This is a genomic window from Bifidobacterium sp. ESL0819 (assembly GCF_052606245.1).
Window position 1 is genome coordinate 1342943 of sequence record NZ_CP199587.1, and the last position, 17910, is coordinate 1360852.

The following is a 17910-nucleotide window of genomic DNA, read 5'->3' on the forward strand; positions in this document are numbered from 1 at the left end:
TGACCACCGACACGTTCGACCACATTGGGCGCCGGGACCGCAGACGGGTTCCGACGACGATAGGCTGTCAATCGTGAGGTCGTCAATCAGGATGTCGGCATCGTGAGGTCGGTTACGAAGAAGGAGAGCCATATGGCACGTCAGAGCAGCAGTGGCAAGGTGAAGAAGGAAGAGGAGGGCAGGATTGACCCCCGTCGTCAGGCAGCCTTGAACACGGCCCTCGCGCAAGTGGAGAAAAGCTTCGGCAAAGGTTCGGCCATGCGTCTGGGCGACAAGCCTGCTCAGGACGTGGAGGTCATTCCCACAGGGTCCCTGGCTTTGGATATGGCTTTGGGCATTGGCGGGCTGCCCCGCGGTCGCATCGTCGAGATCTATGGTCCGGAGTCCTCAGGCAAGACCACCCTGGCCCTGCATGCGGTGGCCAATGCGCAAGCTGGCGGGGGCGTTGCCGCTTTCATTGATGCCGAGCACGCTCTGGATCCAGAGTATGCCAAGAAGCTGGGCGTGGACACGGACAACCTGATCGTCTCCCAACCGGACAATGGCGAGCAGGCGCTGGAGATCGCCGACATGCTGATCCGGTCGGGCACCTTGGATGTCATCGTCATTGACTCGGTGGCCGCCCTGGTGCCCAAGGCCGAGATCGAGGGTGACATGGGAGACAGCCACGTGGGTCTGCAGGCCCGCCTGATGAGCCAGGCCCTGCGCAAGATGACCGGTGCCCTGTCCCAGGCCAACACCACGGCCATCTTCATCAATCAGCTCAGGGAGAAGATCGGTGTCTTCTTCGGCAGCCCGGAGACCACCACCGGCGGCAAGGCCCTGAAGTTCTATGCCTCGGTACGCCTAGACATCCGCCGTATTCAGACCCTGAAGAACGGCGACGAGGCGGTAGGCAACCGCACCAAGGTCAAGGTCGTCAAGAACAAGATGGCCCCGCCCTTTAAGGTGGCCGAATTCGACATCCTCTATGGGGAGGGCATCTCTAAGGAGGGCTCGGTTCTGGATATGGCCCTGCAGACCAGCATCATCAAGAAGTCGGGCTCTTGGTTCACTTACGAGGGCGATCAGCTTGGTCAGGGAAGGGAGAACGTTCGCCAGTTCCTCAAGGACAATCCCGGTCTGACTAAGGAGATTGAAAATAAGGTCAAGGTTGCCTTCGGACTTATTCCCAACCCCTCTGAGGACGATAAGGCCGATCGGACTGATTCTGACCACGGCAGCAAGGAAGACGACTCGGCTCCTGCCGGTGGCAACAACACTGTGCCCACTGCCCAGGCTGCATGACCCGATGATCTCAGTTGAGGACTTCCTCAAGGACAATCCGGCCCGTCTGGCGCAGACTGAGGGCTCTGCCGACTCCGACGAGGGGTCGAGGGATTCCTGGTCGGATCGGTTCCAGACAGACTCTGCTGGTTTGGCGGGTCCAGCAGGTTCAGTCACAGTCATTGATCCTGCTTCTGACTCACGGGCTGCCTCAGAATCTCTGCACGCCTCGAGCCCCCTGTCTGTCGCAGAAGCACGCCCTGCTTTTGCCCAGGAGGATGACCGCCGCTCAATGCAGGCCCGTGCCTTGGGTCTGGGGCATGGTGCTCGGTTCGGAGGAAGTCTGGAAGATGTCGATGCTTCTGCCAGTACTGATATCAGTGCCAAATCCTTAACGGGGCACCATTCCCGAAGGTGTCCTTCCGCCCAAGGCTCCGGTAGAAGCAACCACCGTCGTGGTCGTCGCCTACGAACCGGAGGCTTTGGCGGTGGTTCTGCGCCTGCAATCCAACAAGCAGATGCCGATGACATGGATGCTTGCCGAGAGGCTGCTCTGACCCTGCTTGATGCGGCGGCCCGTTCAAGCGGGGCTCTGGCCCGTCGTCTGGTCGACAAAGGGTTTGATGCGAAGGTGGTCGATCAGGTGATCGACCGGCTGATCAGGCTGGGTCTTGTGAATGATCTGGCCTATGCCCAGGACCTGCTGCGCATCTGTCTGCGTCGAACCATGGGGGAGCGGGGCGTGCTCTCGGAAATGACCCGCAAGGGTCTGGATCCAGGACTGGCTGCACAGGTGGTGGCCCAGGCCTCCCGTGAGGGGCTCTTCGTCGACTCCGCCTATGAGCTTGGTCGCAAGGTGGCCCGAAAGACAGCCGGGCTTGACCTCAAGGTGCGCAAACGGCGATTCTGGAGTGCTGGATCCCGCAAGGGCCACAGTCCTGGCCTCCTTAGCCAGGTCGCAGCAGATCTTTTTGTCTCTGACGATCCTCTCGATTGAGTTGATTGTTGCCAAGACGCTGCGGACACTGCAATATAAAAGGAAAATGAGACCTCTCATATACCCCGGGTTCTGTCGTCGGCCGGATCGGAATCCTGCTGACGGATGGCCATCCATCTCGACCTGACGTTGCCGCCAGGCTCTAGCGGCCTACCCGAAGGCGGGACGAGCAGCCCCTGAATGCCTTCTGCTTGGCCTTGCTCCCGATGAGGCTTGCCATGCGGTCGGCGTTACCGTCGACCCGGTGGTCTCTTACACCGCCGTTTCACCCTTGCTCGCCTTGACAAGACGAGCGGTCTGTTCTCTGTTGCGCTATCTCTCAGGTCGCCCTGGGCGGACGTTGTCCGCCATCGTGCTCTGCGGAGCCCGGAAGTTCCTCAGCCCTTCCTGGGAGAAGGGGCCGCGGCCATCCGAGAGGTCTCGGGGATACAGCATAGCGGAACTGAGCGACTGAACCAGCAGCCAAAGCTCCGCTGTGGCCTCAAGCTCAATCAGTGAGTCAGCCTCGCTCTTCGGATACAATCGGAAGCACAGTCGATGGTGACCAAGTCTGCCATCGCACCAGCGGTTCGTCCGCTCACAAGTGCAAGGAGATTCCCATGGAGATCGTCATTACCGGTCGACATACCCAAATCAAGCAGCGGTTCCGTGATGTCGTGGACAGCAAGATGAACAGGGTGACGGCCATCGCCCCCGATGCACAGCGCATCCAGGTCGTTCTGACACATGAAGGCAATCCCCGCCAGGCTGACAGTGCCAAAAGGGTGGAGCTGACCGTCCAGGCCGGCAAGACCGTGATCCGCGCCGAGGCCTCCAGCGCCGATGAGTTCAGCGCATTGGACATGGCCTTGGACAAGCTGACCCAGCGTCTTCGTCGAGTCCGCGATCGTCGTAAGAACCACCGCCGTGGCCTGGAGCATCCGCCTGTGCCCGTCGATCTGCCCGTGGATGATCATTCAGGCGATCAGGGGGATCAGAGTCGCGAGCCTAACCCAGACAACAGCGCCCAGACCGCCGTAGCATCGGACCTGGAGCCTGGCCAGTCGGTCGAGGTGCAGGTGGGGGATACCCCTATCGTCATCCGCCGCAAGCTACACATCGCCGAACCCATGAGCATTGATGAGGCACTTTACGAGATGGAACTGATAGGCCACGACTTCTTCCTCTTCGTCAACAAGGAGACCAACCGACCATCGGTGGTCTACCGGCGGCACGGATGGAGCTACGGCGTCTTCGAGATCGATACTCCTGAGCATGTAGGCCGGAAGCAGTAACAAAAAACAAATATTTATTGTGGGGCGATTCCTTGGTGTTATGTTCGACTGACCTCCGGGGAATCGCCCTTCTTCAATGCCTGATTCGCTGGCAATGTCGCGGCTTTGCGGACCTGGAAACGGCGGGGGTTGGGTCCTCTCTTCGGCGTTTATTGGTGCTGGTCCAAGTGGAGCTTTGATCGGTATGGTGCTGCTCGGCTGGGTTGGTAGAACAATCGGTTTCGAGAAAATCGGTGCATTCGCGTAAGATAATCAAGGTCTAGGCCTACGTCAGCTGAGGGCGTGCGAAGGCCATAAAAGAACGGTAGGGAGCGCAACGTGGTAGCAGTCTTGGACAAGGTCCTCCGTATGGGCGAGGGTCGTCAGATTCGCAAGCTTCAGGGGGTGGCCAAGGCGACCAACGCCTTCGAGGATCAGATCTCGGCCATGAGCGATGAAGAGCTCAAGGCGCAGACGCCTAAGTTCAAGCAGCGACTGGAGAACGGCGAATCCCTCGATTCCCTGATGCCCGAAGCCTTCGCCACGGTCCGCGAAGTTTCCAAGCGTACGCTGGGCCAGCGGCATTTTGATGTCCAGCTGATGGGCGGCGCAGCCCTGCACTGGGGCAATATTGCCGAGATGAAGACTGGCGAGGGCAAGACCTTGGTGGCCACCCTGCCCAGCTATCTGAATGCCCTGGAGGGCAAGGGCGTGCACGTGGTCACGGTCAATGACTACCTGGCCTCCTACCAGAGCGAGCTCATGGGGCGTATCTTCCGCTTCTTGGGCATGAGCGTGGGATGCATCATCACCGACCAGCGTCCCGCCGAGCGTCGCAAGCAGTACCAGGCGGATATCACCTACGGTACTAACAACGAATTCGGCTTCGACTACCTGCGCGACAACATGGCATGGGACAAGGACGAGCTGGTTCAGCGCGGACATCACTTCGCCATCGTGGACGAGGTGGACTCCATCCTGATTGACGAGGCACGAACTCCTCTGATTATTTCCGGACCGGCCGAGGGCGACGTGACCCGATGGTATCGGCAGTTCGCCAAGCTGGTCCCTAAGCTCACCAGGGATGAGGACTACGAAGTTGACGAGAAGAAGAAGGTCGTCGGCATCCTGGATCCCGGCATCACTAAGGTGGAGGACTATCTGGGCATCGACAACCTCTACGAGCCCGCCAACACTGCCCTGATCGGGTACCTGAACAACGCCATCAAGGCCAAGGAGCTCTTCCTGCGCGACCGCGACTATGTGGTCCAGAACGGCGAAGTTCTGATCGTAGACGAGCATACCGGCCGTCTGCTTAAGGGACGTCGCTACAACGAGGGCCTCCACCAGGCCATCGAGGCCAAGGAGGGTGTGGAGGTCAAGGCCGAGAACCAGACCTTCGCCACTATCACTCTGCAGAACTATTTCCGCATGTATGACAAGCTGGCGGGCATGACCGGAACGGCCGAGACCGAGGCTGCCGAGTTCATGAACACCTACAAGCTGGGCGTGCTGCCCATCCCCACCAACAAGCCCATGATCCGCAAGGACCAGGACGATATGATTTACCGCTCCAAGAAAGAGAAGCTGGCCGCCATCGTCAGGGATGTGGCTAAGCGTCATGCCAAGGGCCAGCCCATCCTGCTGGGCACCGCATCCGTGGAGTCCTCCGAGGTGGTCTCCTCCCTGCTGGACGTGGCTGGCATCGACCATCAGGTCCTCAATGCCAAGCAGCATGCGCGCGAAGCAGCGGTGGTGGCCGTGGCTGGGCGCAAGGGCGCAGTGACTGTAGCTACGAATATGGCCGGGCGCGGCACCGATATCATGCTGGGAGGGAACGTTGAATTCCTAGCCGATCAGAAGCTCAAGGAGCAGGGCTATTCGCCCGATGACACTCCCGAGGAGTACGAGAAGCGCTGGCCTGAGATGCTGGATTCCGTCAAGAAACAGGTCAAGGACGAGCATGAGGAGGTTGTCAACCTGGGTGGCCTCTATGTGCTGGGAACTGAGCGGCACGAGTCCCGCCGCATCGACAACCAGCTGCGGGGCCGTTCCGGTCGTCAGGGCGATCCTGGCGAGTCCAGGTTCTACCTGAGCCTGGAGGACGATCTGATGCGCCTCTTCAATACCGGGCTGGTGGCTCGTTTCATGTCCAAGAACTTACCTGAGGGTAAGCCCGTCGTCCAAAGGAGCGTCTCCAAGGGCGTGCGTAACGCACAGAAGTCCGTCGAATCCCGCAACTACGAGATCCGCAAGAACGTGCTCAAGTACGACGACGTGATGAACAAGCAACGCCAAGTCATCTATGGCGAGCGTCAGGCTGTGCTCAAGGGCGAGGACATTCACCAGGACATTCTTCGCTTCATCCGAGAGACCGTGACCTCGTACATCCGAGGTGTGCAGAATGGCTCGGACAAGCCTCAGGATTGGGATTCGGATGGGCTCTGGAAGGCTCTGGCCTCCGTCTATCCGATCAGTCTTGACCAGGATGAGACCATGGACTCCTTGGAAGGCCTGAAGGGCGACAAGGCCATCAAGGCCCTGGCTGACAAGGTCGTGGAGGATGCCGAATCCATCTACCAGGACCGTGAGGACGAGCTGGGAGAAAAGGGTTCCAGGCAGCTGGAGCGTCAGGTGGTCCTCTCCGTCCTGGACAGCAAGTGGCGTGAGCACCTCTACGAGATGGACTACCTTAAGGACGGCATCGGTCTGCGCGGCATGGGTCAGCGTGACCCCTTGGTCGAGTACCAGCGCGAGGGCTACCAGATGTACAATTCCATGATTGATGCCATCAAGGAGCAGACTGTACAGCTGCTCTTCAACGTGGATCTCAAGCAGATCGCGGCCAGCCAGGAGAACGAGCGGCGGGCCCGTGAGGAGCGTGAGGACAGCCAGTCCGAACCGGTCAGCTACCAGGCGCCTGAGGAGCCCGATGCTGAGGACGAGACTACAGACATCGACGAAACGGCCCAGGAGCTTGATGATGAAGCTCCGGCGGGCAGTGTTCAGGAGGATTCCGGCGAGGATGCTGCTGACGCAGAAGAGAGCTTGAGCGAGTCCTCAGAGGATCGCGGAGCTGCTGACAATGCAGCTGCTCCGGCCCCTGTCGGTCCTGCGCCAATCAGCCATGCCGAGGGGAAGGTTCCAGCCAACAAGCGACCCAAGGCCGAAGAGGACCACTCTCCTTGGGCCGATGGCCGCACCTTCCCCGGAACTCCACGCAACGCCCCCTGTCCCTGCGGTTCTGGACGCAAGTACAAGATGTGCCACGGACAGAACGAGAAGAAGTAACGAGTTCGCGTAATCGTAAAGCGCCTAAAGGCTAGCCAGGGGGGTTCGACAGCTGGGCTTGCAAACAAGGTGCCGATCTCATCGACGGTCATCGCTCACAAGAGCGGTGGCCGTTTCCATATATTGGATTCCTAATTTTCATATGTTGGTAACCAAGTGACCGGAATATGGGATAACCATGTCCAGGAGAGAGGCGGGAAAGTAAACCTAGAGCAAACAGCGGGGCATCCGGCTCCGCTTCATCAAAGGAAAGAGTCATCATGCGGCCACTCAGCTGGAAATCCGTTCTGAACTCCTTGGTGTCCGGTCGACACCTGAGCGCGGATGAGGCCGAGTGGTGCATGAACGACCTGATGGACGGAAATGCCGACCCGGTGCAGGTGGGAGCCGCACTGTCCATGCAGTCGACCCTTGGGCTGACCAGCCAGGAGGTCGAGGGGGCAGCCAAAGCCATGGTTGGCCACGCGGTTCCGCTGAAAGTCAAAGGTAATGTGACTGATATCGTTGGCACCGGGGGTGACGGGGCTGCAACAGTCAACCTGTCGACCATGGGTGCCATCGTGGCTGCCGCAGCCGGGGTCAGAATCGTCAAGCACGGCAACAGGGCCGCATCTAGCAAGAGCGGTACAGCCGACTGTCTGGAGCAGCTTGGCCTTCCCTTGGATCTGCCGCCTCAGGAGGTGGCTGCCATGGCTGAGCGCTACGGCATCACCTTCGTCTTTGCCAAGACATTTCACCCTGCCATGCGTTTTGCCGGGCCTGTCCGCTCGTCTCTGGGAATTCCGACCGTTTTCAACCTTCTGGGACCCCTGACCAACCCGGTCAACCCGCGCTATGTGGCCATCGGATGCGCCCAGCGTCAGCTAAGTCCCATGATGGCCCAGGTCTATGCCTCACGCGGCCAGGAGGGCATGGTCTACACCTCGGTTGAAGGCCTTGACGAGATGGCCCCGACAGGTCCGGTTTCCATATGGGAGATCCACCAGGGCAAGGTGAAGGAAAGTTCCTTCGATCCGACTCGTGAACTGGGCATCGACCCTGTTGATCTGAACGATCTGCGCGGCGGCGACCCCGCTTTCAACGCCAGCGTCGTCAGGGATTTCCTTGCTGGAAAGGCTGTTCCCTCCCGTTCCACGGCATTGCTCAATGCGGCATCGGCAATCGTGGCCGACGGCTCGCAGATCGATGCTGGTCCAGAAGATGATCTGAGCGTCCGATTTGCGCAGGCCTATCAGCTGGCTACGGAGGTTGTGGACCAGGGCAGGGCTGCAGACCTGCTTGCAGCTTGGATCCATGGAGCCCGGGAAGCGCAGTCGCGTTGCCGGAAAGAGGACCGGACGCATAGTACGGTCTTAGTATAGGTTCGCGGTTGCTGGGTCTGTTCGGGTCCCGCTGGCTGATAGTTCTGCCAGCGGGACCCGTCTGTTCTGGCGGCTCACAGCATCATCGCCGGTACAGCCGATCGTCATCATCGAAGAGACCGCTTGACGCATCCCGGAAGTTCTTCCGGTCGATGATCAGTCCTGCGATGCCTATCAGCAGGAGCAGACCTGCCAGCAGACCTGTCAAGCCGGACCAGCGGGGGATGAAGATGGTGAGGAAAAAGCATACCAGGCCCAGCACCGTCATGATGATGAAGGCCACCCGCCTTCTTCCCAGACCGCTCAGGTCGGGGTTGGGCGGAATAAAGCTCGACGACTGGTCCATGACCTCGTCGGTATCCAGCCAGCTTCTGCCTTGGAAATCGCGCGGTCCGGCACCGCCGACGAATGAGTCCTGTCTGAGGTCCTCGGTTTTCAGCGCCGCTTTTTTCTCGGACTTCCGGGCCTTCTTTTCGAATTCCTTGGCCGTCCTGGACGATTCCAAGGGATTGAGCTCGTCAGCGTGCGAGTTCAGGAAGTCCTCCCACTCATCATCCCCCTGTGAGGATCCGGTTCCCGCCTCGCTGTTATACTGTTTCCCGGCGTCGTTATCCTTGTGCTCGGTCATAGAACCATCGTAACCTCGGCCGAACCCATTCGCTACCAAGGAGTCTCTGTGCTGTACTGGTTCTTCGTCAAACTGCTCGGTCCATTGGCGCGTATCTGGTTCAGGCCGACCGTTGAAGGCACAGGGAACATCCCTAGGCAAGGGGCTGCCATCATTGCCTCCAATCATCTGGCCGTCATCGACGACGCCCTCCTGCCCATCACCTGCCCTCGGATGATCCACTTCATGGGCAAGGCCGAATACTTCAACGGCAAGGGTGTAAAGGGCAAGTTCAAGAAATGGTGGTTCAGCTCAGTCGGTGTCTTTCCCGTCGATAGGTCAGGAGGGTCCAAGTCGCTGGGAGCCATGGAAACGGCGCGTTCCATCCTTGAGCATGGGCATATCTTCGGCATTCATCCTGAGGGTACGCGCAGCCCTGACGGCAGGCTCTACCGTGGGCATACCGGGGTGGCGCGTCTTGCCTTTGAGACGGGAACGACAGTGGTGCCCGCAGCGATCATCGGCACCAGGGAGCTTCAGAAGCCCGGTCATGTGCTTCCGCACCGTGGCAGGACCAAGGTCATCTTCGGCAAGCCCATCACCGTGCCTTCCGTTCCGGTCAACAGCCTCACCCACGAGGAGATCCGCAATCTGACCGATAGGATTATGCAGGAGATCCAGGAGATGAGCGGGCAGCGCTACGTGGATGTGTATGCCCAGGTCATCAAGGCGCATGAGAACAAGGAAGAGCTGGACTGATTTCTCAGGGGCTCAAACCACGGTCAGGGTCACGACGGCTGGCGAACCGTCATCATTGACCACCTTGACCCGGGTGTCAGGGTCGGGGTCCTGGATTCGCACCGTGTGGGTCAGGTTGCCCAGCGGTGCGGAAATGTTGACCTTGAGGCCGTATCCCTCCAGGATCCGGGTGGCCTCATCCTGACTCTTGCCTTTTACGTCAGGCATGTTGATGAATTGCGGCCCCTTTGAGATCACGACGCTGACCGCATCACCCCAGTGCAGCTGCTCCTGGGCCTGATGCGAGGCGGATATGACCTGGTTGCGGGGCACCGTGTCGGACCAGTCCTCACTGTAGTCGACTTTGAGCTTGAGGGCTTCCAGGGCCGCCTTGGCATCATCCCCTGCCTTGCCGATGATATCGGGCATGGCCACAGGCATCCGACCCTTGGAAAGAACCAGGCTGACCTTAGTATCGTGACGGGTCCTGGTCCCTGGGGCTGGCTGCACGGAAATCGCGGCCCCCTCTGGTATATCCATGGAGTACTGGTCCTTGGAGGAGTCATGGTCGATCTTGTCGAACCCAGCCGTCTTCAAAGCTTGCAGTGGGTCCTTTCCATTGGATGTGTCCGGCATGAGGATATCCGTGGGCACTGTGGCCTGTCGCACCCCCTTGGATACGGTCAGGTTGAGCCTGCCGCCCCGCTTGCTGATACGGGCTCCGACGGTATCAGGATCCGCGGCTATGATGCACCCCTTGGGCACTTGGTCGCTGAAGTCGTAGTCGGTGTCGACATCGATGCCTGCGACCTTGAGAGTGCGGGCGTACTTGGCGAAATCGGCGCCGATGACCTTGCACTCCTGATTCTCGGAACAGGAGATGTCATCCGGCTTGGGCAGAGCGTAATAACTGCCTGGGCCCAGGAAGTACCACCAAGCGCCACCGCCACCTCCGGCCAGGGCCAGTACCAGCAGGACCCCCAGCATGATGATCAAGCCATGATGCCGGTGCTTGGGTCGAGCCACTTCAGCGTCTTTTTGCGCGGTCTGGATTGGCGCCGGGATGGTATTAGCATCGGCGGGGGATGCTGCCGGTTTCTGAGGCTGCAGGACGGTTGTGGTTTTGGCTTTGGAGGGAGAGTCCACATCATTGAGTCGATAGCGTCTGGTCGCTGCATCTATACCGGTTTCGGGCGGGGCTGGCACAGACAGGAGTGCGTCCGAGTTCTCAGGGTCGGTTGCTGTCGCAACCGCCTCCGTGGCTGCATCTTCGGCATTCTTGCTGGCTGATGTAGCCGCCCGTGTTGACAATGCGGTCATCTCGGAGTTGTAACCAGGGGTTCCGGCCACGGCGGATTCAGGCTGTCCGCTTGCCGCGCTCGCTGTAGCCGTCGCGGGCAGCACATAGCCCATAGCCTGTCCGTCCAGTCCATTGACTACCTTCTTAAGGCTCTCCAGGGCTTTGCTTGCGTCTTCCGGACGATGCTCAGGGGAGCGGTCGGTCAGCCCGGAGATCAAGGCGGCCACGGATGGGTCGATTCCAGGACAGACCCTGGTCAGGGAGGGGACGTCCTCGTGAACATGCTTGAAAACGATGGTTACCGGGTTGTCGCTGGCGAAGGGGACCGTGCCGGTAAGCATTTCATAGGCGATGATGCCTACGGCGTACAGGTCGCTCTGGGGGGAGGCCTCATTGTTCTCGATGGTTTCGGGGGCCAGGTAGGCGGCTGTACCCATGAGCATGCCCGTTGAAGAGAGGGTGGCCTGAGCAGCGGCGCGGGCCAGACCGAAGTCGGTGATCTCCACGTGGCCGCGGTCGTTGATGAGGATGTTTTCCGGCTTGATGTCGCGGTGGATGACACCGGCTCGATGTGCAGAGGCCAGACCGTCCAGGATCTCGCCCACGATGCGCAGGGTCTCCTTCAAGGGATAGATGCCCTGACGGGCCATGTCCCGCCGCAGGCTGATGCCGTGGACATACTCCATGACCAGGTAGTCCAGTCCACGGTCGACGCCGGTGTCGTAGACCTGAACGATGTGAGGGTTGGCTATGGCGGCCGCGGATCTGGCCTCCCGGCGGAAGCGCTCTTCGAACTGGGCCCTGTGCGGCCCTTGGGCCAGCATGGTATGCATGATCTTGACCGCCACATGTCTGGACAGCCGCTGGTCCATGGCCTCGTAGACTGTGGCCATGCCGCCCTGCGCGATCTCGCGCAGAATGCGGTAGCGCCCGTCAATGATCCGGTCGCTGGTCCTCTCGTCCGCTTCACTCATGCTCGTCTTGTCCGGCCCTCTGCACCTCGGAGGCCTGACCGGCCTCGGCATCAATGGAAGATACACATTCATGATACCCGGCGGTGGTGGCAAGCGGCAGGAAGCGCTGGCAGGCGTTCATGAAGATGATTCGGCCCCTTGTAGGCAGATGCAGATCATCGGCCAGGGCCCGGGCTTGAGCTTGGGCTTGGGAGGACAGGTCGGCAATGCGCTGGCGACTGGCCTCTACAGCGCCGCAGGACTGCATCAGATCACGGACCATGTTCACCTGGGCATTCTTGCGGCGTTGAGAGGGGTAATCGTACAGTCGGCGGATCTGCCTGGTTTGATCAGGATCGGCCATGGTCAGGGTGTCGGCCAGGAGGACGGTCCGCTTGCCCTCGCGGATATCGCCGCCCACAGGTTTGCCGGTGCGGCGGTCGTCGCCTGTTGCATCCAGCAGATCATCCCCCAGCTGAAAGGCCAGCCCCAGATCCAAACCCAGGGTGCGCAATGTCTTCTTGTGTTCTTCCAGATCTGCCCCTGCGGCCAGCAGGCCCAGAGCCAAGGGGGCCAGGGTGGTGTATGAGGCGGTCTTCCACGCCATGGTGCGCAGAGCCTGGCGGCGCAGGCGTTCCGGATCGTCCAGTCCGGCCTCTTCCATGCCCATATCCAGGATCTGGCCGGTGACCACGGCAGTCTGCATGGCTTGAAAGACCCTGTCGATGGTCGGTCTATGGGGCAGGTCGGCAGCCGCCTGCAGGGCCATGTCTGTGCTCAGCGATGCCAGCAGATCTCCCAGGAGGATGCCCAGTCCGGTGCCACGGGCATCGGACTGGGCAGGGGGCCGGTCGCTCCGATCGCTTCCAGCAGCAGGCTTGCTCAGCGCCAGATGGGCGGCCGGGCGACCTCGACGACGGAGGGAGCCGTCGATGATGTCGTCGTGGACCAATGCGCTGGTCTGATAGACCTCCAAGGCGCAGGCAAGGTCCACTACCGCCTGTTCACGGTCCGGATTCTTCTCGGAATCCAGTGCTTGCCAGACGTCGCAAAGCAGCAGAGCGCGCAGCCGTTTGCCGCCGCGGCCGGCCTTGATTGCCTGGAGGATGACCTCCTGTAAAGCCTCCTGTGAGGGGTCCTTATCGAGGGGATAGTCCGGTTCGGGCTCTGAAGCAGTCAGGCGGTCGCAATGGTGTTGGAGCAGTTCCTCCATACGCTGTTCGATCCGTGCTGCAGTCACGCTCTTCATGTCTTAGAGCCTATCCGCATATCTGCCCATCGGACAGGCTGCAAGGACTTTGGTGGATGGGTGGCCCACTTGACCACATGACTGGCTGCGGCCTGTCTGACGGTTCGGACTGGATCAGGATGGTGCCAAAGCTCCCCGGTCCGGTCCGACTGATTGGACCGATTCATAGGCCAGGAGCCGATGGAAGGCGATGATGGCATGAACCAGGCGCATGAAGACGGCATGAAACGAATGGTGGAGAACTACCGTGAGGGTCGACGACGATGGGGTGTTGAAGAGGCTGACAGGCGATGGCTGCGGCAGCCCTTGACTGATTGGACTAGTGGTTTGAAGGTGCAGCAGGCGCAACCGCATTTGGATTCCGGCTCTATGGACCATCTGGCCGTGGCCATCAATGAGACGCTGGCTATACGTGACGGGCTTATTCTATCCATCTTGGCGCCTGAGCCTGGCCTGGACAGCGGTCGGCTGCTGGACCTGTGTGTTCGCCCCAACGAGCCGTCCAACGTAACGGCGCTCTACAGTATTCTGGATGCGGTCTTCAAGGATCCTTCGACACAGCCGGGTCATACCCGGTGCCGGGCCGGGCTTGCCATACTTCGAGCCATGGCAGATCAGGTTCCGCCGGGGTTCCGGGCACAGCCACTGGCGGTCGCTGCCTATGTCGACTGGTGGAGCGGGGGATCCCGTGCATCCGGGCTTGCAGATGAAGCCCTGGCAGATGACCGCTCATGCAGCCTTGCTGCCATCGTTTTGGCCTTGGTCGGTCGTGGCATCGTCCCGGCTTGGAGACAATCTAGCTGAATCGGGAATAATCGTCCCCCTGGGGTGGTTCACTTAGTGAGTCTACGATTTGACCTTGCCATAGCTGTGCCTTGAAAGCAGTTTCGGCGGGTGGGATGATCCAGGAGGAGAATTTGGCCACGAAGGACACCAAGTCAGCCAAGACAGCCGCAGTGGATACCGGAAAGGGACGGAAAAGTTCAACCGTCGGCAAGACCAAGACCGCCACCAGATCCAAGACCAGCAGCAAGGCGTCCCGCAAGACCACAGTTCGCAAGGCCACAGCTGCCAGCACTTCGAGGGCCAAGACGAACCGTCACCCAGCCTCCAAGACCACGAAGAAGGTCGAAGAGGAGCCCATCCTGCAGCAGGAGGAGCAGGAGCCCGACGAGGATCTGCTCGAGGACCAGGAGGATGACGACCAGCTGGACAAGAGCGAGGATCAGCTGGAGGACGAGCCCGACGAGGACGATCAGGAGGAGGACGAGGTCTCCCAGGTCGAGGATGAGGCCGAGGAGGACCGCAAGGCCGCCCATGCCCTTGCTGCTAAGGTCAAGGGAGCCTTTGTCGTTGACGACTCCGATGACGATGAGAATATCACCCCCTCAGGCAACCCCAAGCGTCGTGTGGTCACCGCTGGCGCTACTGCCGATCCTGTCAAGGACTACCTTAAGCAGATCGGTCGCGTCAGCCTGCTGAATGCCGAGCAGGAGGTGGATCTCTCCGAGCGTATCGAGGCCGGTCTTTACGCCCAGCATCTGCTGGACACCGAGAGCGAGGGCATGGACTTCAAGCGTCGCCGCGAACTCAAGTGGGCCGCCAACGACGGGAAGAAGGCCAAGGATCATCTGCTGGAGGCCAATCTGCGACTGGTGGTCTCTCTGGCTAAGCGTTACACCGGCAGAGGCATGCTCTTTCTCGATCTGATCCAGGAAGGCAACCTGGGTCTGATCCGCGCCGTGGAGAAGTTCGACTACACCAAGGGCTACAAGTTCTCCACCTATGCCACCTGGTGGATCCGTCAGGCCATCACCCGTGCCATGGCCGACCAGGCCCGCACCATCCGCGTGCCCGTCCACATGGTCGAGGTCATCAACAAGCTCTCCCGCGTCCAGCGTCAGATGTTGCAGGACCTGGGCCGCGAGCCCACGCCCGACGAGCTGGCCCGGGAACTGGATATGCCTGTTGAGAAGGTCCAGGAGGTCCAGAAGTACGGGCGCGAGCCCATATCCCTGCACACTCCTCTGGGCGAGGACGGCGACTCGGAGTTCGGTGACCTGATCGAGGATACCGATGCCATCGCCCCCTCGGATGCTGTGGCCTTCTCCCTGCTGCAGGAGCAGTTCCAGCAGGTTCTTGAGACCCTGAGCCCCCGTGAAGCCGGCGTCATCAAGATGCGCTACGGCCTGGAGGATGGGCAGCCCAAGACCCTGGACGACATTGGCCGCGTGTACGGAGTTACCCGTGAGCGCATCCGGCAGATCGAGTCCAAGACCATGTCCAAGCTTCGGCATCCTTCGCGCTCGCAGACCCTGCGTGACTTCCTGGATCAGTGACTTTCGCAACCGGCAGGGAAGTATAGATGCTGTCGAGGCCTCCTTGCTAGAAATGGTCATCGGTGCATTAGCGACTGCCCAAGTGGGGGCCTGTGTTCCCCTGGGCGCCATGAGGTGAACGGCGAGGTAAATGGTGGCGAAAAAGGCTGATACGGGAAAGTCCTATGGTGCCGGAAGTCTGACGGTTCTGGATGGCTTGGACGCAGTGCGCAAGCGTCCAGGCATGTACATCGGAACCACGGACAGCCAGGGGCTCATGCACTGTCTTTGGGAGATCATCGACAACGCTGTGGACGAGGCCCTGGCAGGCCAGTGCGACCACATCACGGTCATGCTGCACCAGGACGGATCCATCGAGGTGGACGACAACGGCCGAGGCATTCCCGTCGATATTGAACCTAGGACGGGCCTGACCGGGGTTGAAGTGGTCCTGACCAAGCTTCATGCCGGCGCCAAGTTCGGCAACTCTTCTTATACGGCTGTGGGTGGCCTGCACGGAGTTGGCTCTTCGGTGGTCAACGCTCTGAGCTCCCGACTGGATGTGGAGGTTGATCGGGACGGCAAGACCCACCGGATGCGGTTCCATCAGGGCCACCCCGGCACCTACCAGGACCCTGATCCGGAGCATCCCTCGCCTGACTCGCCCTTCAAGCGCACCAGGAAGAACCGGCCTACGCCCCTGGAGGTGGTGGGCAACGTGCCCAAGTCTCGAACCGGTACCAGGGTTCGCTACTGGGCCGACCCCGAGATATTCAATCCCACGGCCAGGTTCAGCTACGACCAGCTGATCGATCGGGTTCGCCAGACCAGCTTCCTGGTGCCCGGTCTCAAGATCACCGTGATCGACGAACGCATCCCTGCCACTGGAAGCGCTGAGCAGGACCTGCGTTTGGAGGTCGACGGCGAATCTGCTGCGGAGCCGGACGATCAGGACGTTCAGGAGAAGCTTCGTGAATCGCCTGACAGCGGCTACATCGCTGAAGAAGGTGCCAGAGACGAACGTGCCGAAGACGCGCAGACGGATAAAACGCTGACCCCGGACGAATATTCCGATGGCTCCGATTCCGACGGATCGGATCAGGCGGCTGACCAGGATGATGCTGACCTTTCGGTCACCGAACAGGCAGACCGGGCCATGCTGAAGCCGGAGGACGAGTCCGGCCATCAGCGGGTGGAGGAGTTTTTGCATACCGGCGGGGTGACGGACTTCGTGGACTTCCTGTCCAAGGGCGAGCCGGTCAGCGACATCTGGCGGATCAGCGGCCAGGGGACCTACCAGGAGGAGACCCAGCGAGTGGGCCCCGATGGAGAGCTGCACGCCGAGCAGGTGGAACGGATCTGCGGGGTGGATATCGCTCTGCGCTGGGTCAACGATTACGATTCAGTCGTCCGCAGCTTCGTCAATGTTGTAGAGACGCCTGGCGGCGGCATGCATGTGGACGGGTTCATGAACGCCATGACCCGCCAGGTGCGCAAGGCCGTGGAGGCCAACGCACGCCGCCTCAAGGTCAACCTGAAGGATTCCCATACCAAGGTGGAGCGCGACGATGTCCTGGCCGGGCTGGTGGCCGTTGTCACCGTGCGCATCGCCGAGCCGCAGTTCCAGGGCCAGACCAAGGACGTGCTGGGTACGGCACAGGTCAAACCCATCGTCACCCGAATGACTGACGACCAGTTTGGCCAGATGATCAGCGGATCCAAGCGCGGCTTCAAGGAGCAGTCCGGTCAGGTTCTGGAGAAGATCGTCGGCGAGATGCATGCCCGGGTCCAGGCGCGCAAGACCAAGGAGGTCACCAGACGCAAGAACGCTCTGGAATCAGCCTCTATGCCCTCTAAGCTCTCGGACTCCATGCCCGGCAATGACGACATCGCCGAGCTGTTCATCGTTGAGGGCGATTCCGCCTTGGGCACGGCCAAGGCCGCCCGAAACTCCATGTTCCAGGCTCTGTTGCCCATCAGGGGCAAGATCCTCAACGTGCAGAAGGCCTCCCTGTCCCAGATGCTGACCAACAAGGAGTGCGCCTCCATCATCCAGGTGGTCGGCGCCGGCTCGGGAGCCAGCTTCGACATAGACCAGGCTCGCTATAACAAGGTCATCATGATGACCGATGCCGACGTGGATGGCGCCCACATCCGTATCCTGCTGCTGACCCTCTTCTACCGCTACATGCGTCCACTGATTGAGAACGGGCGAGTCTACGCCGCCGTGCCCCCCCTGCACCGAATCGCGCTTGCAGGCAAGAACAAGGGGAAATTCATCTACACTTATTCAGATGATGAGCTTGAGGGCAAGCTGGCCGATCTGCAGACCAAGCACATCGATTACAATCCCGATGTGCAGCGCTATAAAGGTCTGGGCGAGATGGACGCCGACCAGCTGGCCGACACCACCATGGATCCCAGGACCCGGATGCTGCGCCGCATCCGCATGGAGGATGCAGTACAGGCGGCAGGCATCTTCCCCCTGCTTATGGGCGACGACGTGCCGCCTCGCAAGCGGTTCATCGTGGACAATGCCGACGACTTCGATCGGAGCAAGATCGACACCTGATCGAC

The 17910-nt window shown here is 60.5% G+C and carries 12 protein-coding genes and 1 other RNA gene; 9 read left to right on the plus strand and 4 right to left on the minus strand.

Translation table 11 applies throughout. The annotated features are described in order from the left end of the window. Positions 1–132 precede the first annotated feature (132 nt). Both recA and ACUIAD_RS05625 read left to right on the plus strand, forming a co-directional pair. Complete coding sequence (gene recA / locus ACUIAD_RS05620) at positions 133–1287, plus strand: recombinase RecA (RefSeq protein WP_110451940.1); 1155 nt, start codon at positions 133–135, stop codon at positions 1285–1287. A gap of 508 nt (positions 1288–1795) precedes the next feature. Next, positions 1796–2263: a regulatory protein RecX gene (locus ACUIAD_RS05625; RefSeq protein ID WP_445343027.1), complete on the plus strand. Its 468-nt coding sequence runs from the start codon at positions 1796–1798 to the stop codon at positions 2261–2263. Between the two features lie 44 nt (positions 2264–2307). Here ACUIAD_RS05625 and rnpB read toward each other — a convergent pair. Beyond that, positions 2308–2685, minus strand: an RNA gene (gene rnpB / locus ACUIAD_RS05630) — RNase P RNA component class A. Positions 2686–2862: 177 nt separating this feature from the next. On the opposite strand from rnpB, the gene hpf reads away from it, so the two are divergent. The 3 genes from hpf (at position 2863) to trpD (ending at position 8168) form a co-directional block, all read left to right on the plus strand. Continuing rightward, entirely contained in the window at positions 2863–3537 is a 675-nt protein-coding gene (hpf, locus tag ACUIAD_RS05635) for a ribosome hibernation-promoting factor, HPF/YfiA family (protein WP_110451941.1), read from the plus strand. Positions 3538–3855: 318 nt separating this feature from the next. Then, on the plus strand, positions 3856–6807 hold the full coding sequence (secA, locus tag ACUIAD_RS05640; protein WP_445343028.1) for a preprotein translocase subunit SecA: 2952 nt from the start codon (positions 3856–3858) through the stop codon (positions 6805–6807). Between the two features lie 260 nt (positions 6808–7067). Next, positions 7068–8168: an anthranilate phosphoribosyltransferase gene (trpD, locus tag ACUIAD_RS05645; protein WP_110451943.1), complete on the plus strand. Its 1101-nt coding sequence runs from the start codon at positions 7068–7070 to the stop codon at positions 8166–8168. Positions 8169–8250: 82 nt separating this feature from the next. On the opposite strand, the gene ACUIAD_RS05650 is transcribed toward trpD, so the two are convergent. Beyond that, on the minus strand, positions 8251–8796 hold the full coding sequence (locus tag ACUIAD_RS05650; protein WP_445343029.1) for a hypothetical protein: 546 nt from the start codon (positions 8794–8796) through the stop codon (positions 8251–8253). Positions 8797–8844: 48 nt separating this feature from the next. Between ACUIAD_RS05650 and ACUIAD_RS05655 the strand changes: the two genes are divergently transcribed. Next, the gene (locus tag ACUIAD_RS05655; RefSeq protein WP_445343030.1) at positions 8845–9534 is read left to right on the plus strand and encodes a lysophospholipid acyltransferase family protein; all 690 of its coding nucleotides are present in this window, start codon (positions 8845–8847) and stop codon (positions 9532–9534) included. A 12-nt stretch (positions 9535–9546) separates the two neighbouring features. Here the strand turns inward: ACUIAD_RS05655 and ACUIAD_RS05660 are convergent, their stop codons facing one another. After that, positions 9547–11787: a protein kinase domain-containing protein gene (locus ACUIAD_RS05660; RefSeq protein WP_445343031.1), complete on the minus strand. Its 2241-nt coding sequence runs from the start codon at positions 11785–11787 to the stop codon at positions 9547–9549. Beyond that, positions 11780–13006, minus strand: a complete 1227-nt coding sequence (locus tag ACUIAD_RS05665; protein WP_445343032.1) for a polyprenyl synthetase family protein — start codon at positions 13004–13006, stop codon at positions 11780–11782. The genes ACUIAD_RS05660 and ACUIAD_RS05665 overlap by 8 nt, the downstream gene beginning before the upstream one ends. Before the next feature lie 189 nt (positions 13007–13195). On the opposite strand from ACUIAD_RS05665, the gene ACUIAD_RS05670 reads away from it, so the two are divergent. The 3 genes from ACUIAD_RS05670 to ACUIAD_RS05680 all read left to right on the plus strand — a co-directional run bounded on the left by ACUIAD_RS05670 (position 13196) and on the right by ACUIAD_RS05680 (position 17905). Further along, complete coding sequence (locus ACUIAD_RS05670; RefSeq protein WP_445343033.1) at positions 13196–13819, plus strand: DUF4192 family protein; 624 nt, start codon at positions 13196–13198, stop codon at positions 13817–13819. Between the two features lie 113 nt (positions 13820–13932). Further along, positions 13933–15354: an RNA polymerase sigma factor gene (locus tag ACUIAD_RS05675; protein WP_445343034.1), complete on the plus strand. Its 1422-nt coding sequence runs from the start codon at positions 13933–13935 to the stop codon at positions 15352–15354. A gap of 130 nt (positions 15355–15484) precedes the next feature. Continuing rightward, positions 15485–17905 carry a DNA gyrase/topoisomerase IV subunit B gene (locus ACUIAD_RS05680; protein WP_445343035.1) on the plus strand — a complete coding sequence of 807 codons (2421 nt, stop codon included), beginning with the start codon at positions 15485–15487 and terminating at the stop codon, positions 17903–17905. Positions 17906–17910: the final 5 nt, after the last annotated feature.

Bases quoted from the DNA above. Each gene is read 5' to 3' on its own strand.
- ACUIAD_RS05650 (WP_445343029.1), bottom strand. From the start codon at position 8,796: ATGACCGAGCACAAGGATAACGACGCCGGGAAACAGTATAACAGCGAG.
- trpD (WP_110451943.1), top strand. From the start codon at position 7,068: ATGCGGCCACTCAGCTGGAAATCCGTTCTGAACTCCTTGGTGTCCGGT.
- hpf (WP_110451941.1), top strand. From the start codon at position 2,863: ATGGAGATCGTCATTACCGGTCGACATACCCAAATCAAGCAGCGGTTC.
- recA (WP_110451940.1), top strand. From the start codon at position 133: ATGGCACGTCAGAGCAGCAGTGGCAAGGTGAAGAAGGAAGAGGAGGGC.
- ACUIAD_RS05625 (WP_445343027.1), top strand. From the start codon at position 1,796: ATGGATGCTTGCCGAGAGGCTGCTCTGACCCTGCTTGATGCGGCGGCC.
- ACUIAD_RS05660 (WP_445343031.1), bottom strand. From the start codon at position 11,787: ATGAGTGAAGCGGACGAGAGGACCAGCGACCGGATCATTGACGGGCGC.
- ACUIAD_RS05670 (WP_445343033.1), top strand. From the start codon at position 13,196: ATGGAAGGCGATGATGGCATGAACCAGGCGCATGAAGACGGCATGAAA.
- ACUIAD_RS05680 (WP_445343035.1), top strand. From the start codon at position 15,485: ATGGTGGCGAAAAAGGCTGATACGGGAAAGTCCTATGGTGCCGGAAGT.